Raw genomic sequence first — 7457 nt, 5'->3', positions numbered from 1 at the left:
ATCGGCGATGGCCCATCACGGCATCGGGAGATATCAGCGTTTTTTGAAGGGAGTGGGAAGGAAGTGGGGTTGTGGCGCGGCTTTCCCATATGGTGGTGATATGGGATGCAAGGGAAGGGCGTGGAAAACAGTGCCACCGGTGTCGGCGGCACTGACGCAAAGCCTGGTGGGAGTCACTCTCTTTTCGGGTTATCAGGCCAGGGCGGCGCTGGATGTGGCGGCGCAGGGCACGGCGGCCAACTGTATGAGGTGCTCGCCCAGGGAGACCCCGGCGCCGGTTGCATTGACCGTCTCGAAGTAGTCGTGCCAGCCCGATGCGGCTATCCCCTGGACGAGGGCCTCGATGGCCGCGACATCCGGCCCGCGCCAGATGGCGAAGAAGGGTTGGGATGCGCCATGGAGGGTGGCGGCATGGGTCTCGCCCAGGGCGATGGGTTCCACCCCGAGGGCCGAGAGGCTGGCCATGCCTGCGCCAACGGCTTCAAAAAACTGGTGACGGGCATCCAGGCTCAATGCCAGCCAGGCGGCTTTGGGGGTGTAGAGCTCTGCCAAGTAATGGGTCCTAGGGGTTCCTTTGGGAGTTTGCCCTTGCGCAAGGTGCGCAGGGCGCGTTGACAAATCCGGGATGTCGAGGGGCTGGGGCTTTCGCGAGACCAGCGTGCGCAGAGGTCAGTGACCCACTGTGGTCTGTCTTTGCTCGCATCGTTCAGCCAGTTGGCGACGGAATCCTGCACATAGGGGGCGGGATCGGCCTTGAGGGGCTCGAGCAGCACCAGGGCCTGCTCCGGCGCTTGTCGCAAGGACGCAAGATGGGTACACCAGACGCCGCGGGGGCGGGTCGCCTCGCTGGCAAAGCGTCGCAGCCGCTCGGACGGCTCCGCCGTCCAGGGCACCAGGGCGGCAATGGCCTCCTCGAGCTGCGCGGCAATGGTCGATCGCATTGCGAGCCAGGCCCACTCGCGCACCCCGAAGTGAGGGTCATCGGCGAGAGGGCGAATGAGGGCCAGGCGGTCGCCGAGCGACAGCCCCTCGCTCGCGCCCACCATGAAACAGGCCCAGCCCCGCACGGTATCGGAGGGATGACGGCTGAGCGCCGCAAGATCCCTCGTGCCGCTCTCGGCCAGGAGCAGCCTGGCGGCCAGGGCCATGCGCCGGGTAATGCCCTCCCCGGATGCGGCGTGCATCGACGCCAGCGCATTGGGCCCGAGTGCAGGCAGAGTGCACTGCATCAGGGCGGCAAAATCCACCGTCAGGCATTCGGTCAGGTTGCTTGCCTCGATCTCTCCCCGGTTGAGCTGGGCGAGGCGTGAGGGGGCGATATCCGTGATGCGGCTGCGTGTCATGGGTGTTCCTCTGTGGCGGCCTCAGTGCAGCCTGCCCGGGATGAGATGACATTGAGCCAGGCCCTCTTGAGCAGGGCGCTCAGAGTTTCCCGCTCGGCCTGATCGAACCCGGCAAACAGGGAGCCTATCCACTGGCTGTGCTCATCGAGCAGGTGCTGCGCCAGGGCCTGGCCCTGCTCTGTCAGGCGCACCGAGATCTTTCGCCTGTCCTGGCTGTCGCTGTGGCGAGCCAGCAGGCCGTCCCGTTGCAGCCCGTCGAGCAGGCCGGTGATGGTGGCCCGTGTGACCCCCGCCTTGTCGGCAAGCTCGTGGGGGGCCAGCCCCTCTGGCAGGTCGCGCAGCAAAAACAGCAGCACGAACTTGCCTTCGGAGAGGCGGTGTGGAGCCAGGCGCGCCGCGCACGCCTGATCGATGGCAGCGCCGAGGGTCAACACCTCAAAACAGACGCGTATGTTTTCGGTATCCGCTTGTCCGCGGCGCTCTGCATCCTCGAGCAGGGCGAGGTGTTTCTGTTCCAGCGTGATCATGATGGTGAGTCTCGAATGACTTTGTATGGCGCCATACTATATGGCACCAACCAAATGATCAACCATGCAAGAGCCGACCGGGATGGTTCATGGCAACGAGGAGCAGGAGTGTGGCGGTGGGTGACTTTGCAAGAAGAGGCCTTGCAAGAAAATCGGCCATCTTTGGCCGTGATTCCCTATAATGCCCCTCCTTTGTGGCCCTGGGGAGTGCCCCGCCGCAAGCCCGAATCTTGATAGAGACGATCCCATGCATACCCTGGAACAGCTGCGTGCAGGCGAGCTCTGCGGCGCCCGCCACCTCAAACTTGCTGAAAACCTCGCGGTTTTCCCTCCCGAGATCCTGAGCCTCAAGGAGACGCTGGAGGTGCTGGATCTCACCGGCAACCAGCTGAGCGAGTTGCCTGACGAGCTGGCCGAATGCAAGAAGCTGCGCATCCTGTTCTGCTCCGAGAACAACTTCACCGAACTGCCCCAAGTGCTGGGGCGCTGCCCCGCGCTCACCATGGTGGGCTTCAAGGCCAACCAGATCGTCACAGTCCCCGCAGCGTCGCTGCCCGCTGGCTTGCGCTGGCTGATCCTGACCGACAATGCCATTGAGCGTCTGCCCGGCACGCTTGGCCAGTGCGACGCCCTGCAAAAGCTGATGCTGGCGGGCAACCGCCTGCGCGAACTGCCCGCGAGCCTCGCCAACTGCCGTCGGCTCGAGCTGCTGCGCATCGCCGCCAACCGGATTGAGGTCTTTCCGAGGTGGCTGCTCGCCTTGCCGCGCCTGAGTTGGCTTGCCTGCGCCGGCAATCCTTTTAGCGATGGGCAAGAGGCGCGGGCCATGAATGACGCTCATGTCGCCACCCTTGGCTGGGGTGAGCTGAACGTGGGCGAACTGCTGGGGCAGGGGGCCTCTGGCATGATCCACAGTGCGACCCGCGTGGCTGGTGACGGACTGCTCGGTGAGACCGTGGCGGTCAAACTATTCAAGGGGGCGGTGACCAGCGATGGTTTGCCCGGCTGCGAGATGGCGGCTTCCTTGGCATCCGGTATCCACCCCAACCTCATCAAGCTGATGGGGCGGGTCAATGATCACCCCTCCGGCATGCCGGCGCTGGTGATGGAGCGGATAGATCCGGCGTTTGCCAACCTGGCGGAGCCGCCGAGCCTTGACTCCTGCACCCGGGACGTCTATCCCGCTGGGCTGCGTCTGAGCCTGCCCGACGTGATGGCGATGGCCCGGGGCATCGCCTCGGCGGCGCAGCATCTGCATGGTGCCGGGGTCATGCACGGGGATCTCTACGGTCACAATATTCTCTTCGCCCGCCGATCTTCCCAACCGGCCCACGCCCTGCTCGGGGATTTTGGCGCAGCCTCCCTCTATGATCGCGCCAATCACGGGCTTGCTGCTGGCTTGGAGCGGCTGGAGGTGCGCGCTTTTGGCTGCCTGCTGGAAGAGCTGCTGATGCACTGTGATGCAAACGGTGAGGCGTATGCTGACCTGCATCGACTGAGCGCCGCCTGTTTGGGTGAGGAGCCAGGCGCAAGGCCCACCTTCGCGCGGATCCACCTTCTGCTCCTTGGCATCCAGGCAACCCATGACTTGGCCAATTGATCCGAGACGGGCTTGCCTTGATGAACGGTGCGCCGCTTCCCGTGTCATCAATGCAGTGTCATCAACCGGCATATACCTGGCCTTGCGATCTCGTTTGGTTTTGCAATCCTTTGTCTGGCAGAAATAGCCTATGGCGGGAGGGCAGGGGTTGCACGGCGGCGGCTAAGTTGTGATATTGAGACATCTTTAGATAAAGGGGTATGACGATGGAAGCCGCATTTTGGCACAAGCGTTGGGAAGAGAACCGGATCGGATTCCATCAGGCTGATGTGAATCCCTTTCTGCCAGATTGCTGGCAGGGTCGTCCCGAGCAGGGGCCGGTGTTGGTGCCCCTCTGTGGCAAGTCTGCCGATATGGTCTGGCTTAGCCGCCAAGGCAATGCCGTACATGGCTTCGAGCTCTCGGAACTTGCCGTCAGCCAGTTTTTTGAAGAGCAGGAGCTCTGTGTGCAGCAAGATGTGCTGGGCCCTTACCGGCGTCATCTGAGTGGCGAAATTGCCCTTCATCAAGGCGACTTCTTCGCCGCCGCAGAGCTTGGCCACCGTTATCAGCTCGCCTATGACAGGGCTGCACTCATCGCCTTGCCAACCGCCATGCGCCAGGATTACGCCGACTTGATGGCACGCCTGATGGTGGCGGGGGGGGAGGTGCTGCTCATCACTCTGGAATATCAACCCGAACAGCAAGCGCAACCCCCTTTCTCGGTGGGAGAACTGGCGGTGCGCGCCCTGTTTGAAAGGAGCTTCAGGGTCGAGGTACTGGGCAGGCGCAGTGAGCAGGAGCATCCTAGGGTCATTGCCGGTCAGCTTTCCTATTTCGATGAAGTGGCATATCGACTCACCCGCCGTGGTTGAGTCAAGTCAGCGCCGAGCGAATGGTTTTGTGATCCGGCAGGCAGATTGAAGAGAAGAGGGGGCAAGGTCTTGGACCATGCCCCCTCTTTTTTACCTCCTTTGATGTAGATCAACGGGGGGATATGGGTTGTGAGTAAGATGATCCTGTTTCTCAATCACTGCTGGCAATGGCTCAAGCCGACTCGCCTCAGTGCCTGATTTTCACGCTCATGTTCACGTTTGGCGGCGCAAGTCGTCTTTATGGTGGTATTTCCAGCCGACCCTTTTGGGTCGGCTTTTTCTTTGTGGGCAGGCCACCGTTTGCGAGCGATCAAGCATCGAAGGTCAGGGCATTGAGGCGAAAGAGGCTAGGGTCTTCGATGAACTGGCCGGTGATGCGCTCATCGTGCTCGTGCCCTTGGCCATAGCTGCAGAGGATCAATCTGTCCGAGGTGCGTGTAGCGTAGCGCCATGATGAAACGCACCAGGTCGGCGCGGCTGAGCTTGCCCACCTCCTCGCAGACGTGCTCGCGCTGATCGAAGCCGAGATCCTTGTTGCCTATGCTGACCCAGAGGCGCTGGCCACGGCTGCGCAGATTGGCGTCGCGCTCGGACAGCTGGGCCTGCAGGCCGCGTTTGCTCTCTTGCCACTGTTGCTCGCTAAATTCGAGCATGGCTAGCGGGAAGAGGTCGATGAACTCTTCCACCGCATCGAGCAGCACCTGGGGCCCGGCCACTGGCGACTGGATATAGAAGATGAGGCCGGGGTGGCGATTGAGGGGCAGGTTGCCGGCGCCCACCACGTAGCCGAGTTGCTGGCGGGTGCGCAACTCGTGGAAGAAGGTGGACGACATGATGTGATTGGCCAGGGTGAAACAGGCCAGATCCCGGGCCCGGGTGGTGCGGGACTGGTAGTAGACCAGCAGCGCCGAGTCTTCGTGTTCGCAGCCGTGTTCGCGGATGAGCGTGCCCCTGTCCTGGATCGAGATGAGAGGGCGCCGGGTCTCTGCGCTCGGTTGGCTATAGGGCGCAAGATGGCGCTCGAGCAAGGCCGCCAGGGCCAGGGCTTCGCTCTCTTGCCAGTCGCCGTGCACCAGGGTTTCGACGTGAACCTGGCTGAACAACTGCTGTACGAAGGCTGGCATCTCAGCGAGTTCCACCTCGCGCAGGTGACGCAGCAACTGTTCGAAGGGGGGGTTGTTGGGTTGCAGCAGGCTGGTGAGCTGGTTGAACAGCTGATTGATGGGCCTGGTCTTGGCCTGATTCTCCCAGTTGCGAATGAGTTGCTGCTTGATGGCGGCAAAGCGGGCCGGATCCGGATAGCCCAGGGTGCGATTGGCGAGGATCATATCGAGCAGCAGAGCCTGCTTGTCGGAAAAACCACTCAGGGTAATGGTGAAGCCGCCCTGATGGGCATACATCTGGTAACCCAGCCCCGCCAGCTCTGCCGGGTAGGTGAGGGCGTTGAGGTGATCGCACAGTAGCTCGACGGCTAGCCGCGCCATGGCAATGTGGCGCGGGCTCTTGACCGCATGTTCACTGTCGATGGCAATGTAAAGGTTGCCTTTTGGCACGCTGAACTGGTGCTCATGAAGATGCCATAGCCGAAAACCTGGTCTGTCAATCAGGCAGGCAGGCAAGTCGGTGGCCAGTTCCGGCGACCTGGGCTCCAGGCGCGTGGCGATGAAGGGATTGGGGTCGGGTAAGCGTAGGGCAGCATCAGGCTCGCTCTGTTGCCAGCGGATCTTGTCCGCCTCCGGTATGTGGCTCACCTTGTAGGGGGTCTGATACCAGCGGGCCAGTCGGTCCGTACTCAGTCCGGGGGCGGTCAGGGTGATCCTCAGGTTATGAGGGGTCAGCTTGGCGAGCAGGCGGGCTAGCAGCTCTTCGTCATACTCGCGCATCATGTAGTCGCCGTAGAGCAAGTCTTGTGGCTGATAGATGAAGAGATTGAGCACCAGACCAGAAACGGTGTCTTGCGCCTTGCCGCGCTCCTGGAAGCGGAACGCCGACTCCAGCACCTGTTGTTTCTCCTCGTATCGCCAGGGGGCCAGCCCCTCCTGCTTGACGAGTTTGAGGTAGCCAAACAGCAGCGTGATGATGTCGTCCACATGGTCCATCCCCATCGGGGTCAGGCCGAAATTGATGCCAAAGTCCTTGAAATTGCTGCCACTCACGCCACCACCGGCGGCCAACTGGTTGACCCAGCCTTTCTCCTTGAGCAGGGAGAGCAGGCTGCCATCGCCCTCATAGCCGATGAGATGGCTCAGGAAGGTCAGTGGTTTTTTGTCGTAATAGGCATCGACCGGCGGCAGCGGGAAGTTGAGGCTCAGACGGCGACTCTCTTTGACCGGCGTCTGTTCAATGCAGAGCCCCAGATCCTCGAGTCGATAGAGGGGGGCCTCCACGGTCGGGATCCCCAGATTACGGTCCAGAATGGGGCCAAAGAAGTGTTCACACCAGGTTAATTGGTTGGCGATAGACTCCGGAGAGAGCATCACCAGGGCCATGCGATCCGCGCTGTAGTGCTGTTCGTAGAACCTCAGCAGGTCGCTGTGCAAACTGCGCCCCGGTAGATCCGCCAGGGTGTCGAGATTGCCGACCGAGAATTTGGAAAACGGGTGTGCCGGGTTGACGGTCTCTTTGTGTACCTGATAGCTGCGACGCACGTCATCCATCAACTTGAGCCGGTATTCGGAGTCGACCGCGTTACGCTCCTTGTCGACCCATTCGGGCGAGAAGGTGGGACAGATGAAGAACTGGGAGAAGCGCGCCAACCCCTGCTCGAAATAGTCATTGTCTATGTCGAAGAAGAAGTTGGTGAACTCGGTGCCGGTCCAGGCGTTGTTGCTGCCCCCGTGGCGATTCATGAACTGCTGGTATTCACCGGGTTTGGGGTAGGTGTCAGTGCCGAGAAACAGCATATGCTCGAGGAAATGGGCCATGCCCTGACGATCGCTCGGATCGTCGAAATGACCGGTATTGACCGCCAGCGAGGCCGCAGACTTATCGGTCTCAGGGTCGCAAATGAGAAGTACCTTGAGCCGGTTGGCCAGCTCCAGATAGTGATATTGCCTGTGGTCATTCGGGCTGGCGTAGGGGCTCATCGGCGCTGACTCATGTTGGATTTATTTGAATTTAAAGATGATTATCG

At 61.4% G+C, this 7457-nt stretch carries 5 protein-coding genes and 1 pseudogene; 2 read left to right on the top strand and 4 right to left on the bottom strand.

Going from position 1 to position 7457, the window contains the following annotated elements:
- Nucleotides 1-192: 192 nt before the first annotated feature.
- The 3 genes from G113_RS06545 to G113_RS06535 are packed head-to-tail and all read right to left on the bottom strand — an operon-like array spanning nt 193 to nt 1870.
- Nucleotides 193-552 (bottom strand): DUF6616 family protein, encoded by a 360-nt coding sequence (locus G113_RS06545; protein ID WP_005896918.1) that lies wholly within the window; start codon nt 550-552, stop codon nt 193-195.
- Nucleotides 510-1343: a HEAT repeat domain-containing protein gene (locus G113_RS06540; RefSeq protein WP_005896916.1), complete on the bottom strand. Its 834-nt coding sequence runs from the start codon at nt 1341-1343 to the stop codon at nt 510-512. The genes G113_RS06545 and G113_RS06540 overlap by 43 nt, the downstream gene beginning before the upstream one ends.
- Complete coding sequence (locus G113_RS06535; protein ID WP_005896914.1) at nt 1340-1870, bottom strand: MarR family winged helix-turn-helix transcriptional regulator; 531 nt, start codon at nt 1868-1870, stop codon at nt 1340-1342. The genes G113_RS06540 and G113_RS06535 overlap by 4 nt, the downstream gene beginning before the upstream one ends.
- A gap of 247 nt (nt 1871-2117) precedes the next feature.
- On the opposite strand from G113_RS06535, the gene G113_RS06530 reads away from it, so the two are divergent.
- Both G113_RS06530 and G113_RS06525 read left to right on the top strand, forming a co-directional pair.
- Entirely contained in the window at nt 2118-3470 is a 1353-nt protein-coding gene (locus tag G113_RS06530) for a leucine-rich repeat-containing protein kinase family protein (RefSeq protein ID WP_005896912.1), read from the top strand.
- Between the two features lie 206 nt (nt 3471-3676).
- The gene (locus G113_RS06525; protein WP_005896909.1) at nt 3677-4324 is read left to right on the top strand and encodes a thiopurine S-methyltransferase; all 648 of its coding nucleotides are present in this window, start codon (nt 3677-3679) and stop codon (nt 4322-4324) included.
- Nucleotides 4325-4634: 310 nt separating this feature from the next.
- Here G113_RS06525 and G113_RS06520 read toward each other — a convergent pair.
- A pseudogene (locus G113_RS06520) lies at nt 4635-7410 on the bottom strand (insulinase family protein).
- Between the last annotated feature and the right edge of the window lie 47 nt (nt 7411-7457).

Source organism: Aeromonas molluscorum 848 (assembly GCF_000388115.1).
Classification (GTDB): Bacteria; Pseudomonadota; Gammaproteobacteria; order Enterobacterales; family Aeromonadaceae; genus Aeromonas; species Aeromonas molluscorum.
The sequence above is the reverse complement of the archived record's forward strand: the minus strand, read 5'-3'. Positions and strand labels throughout refer to the sequence as shown.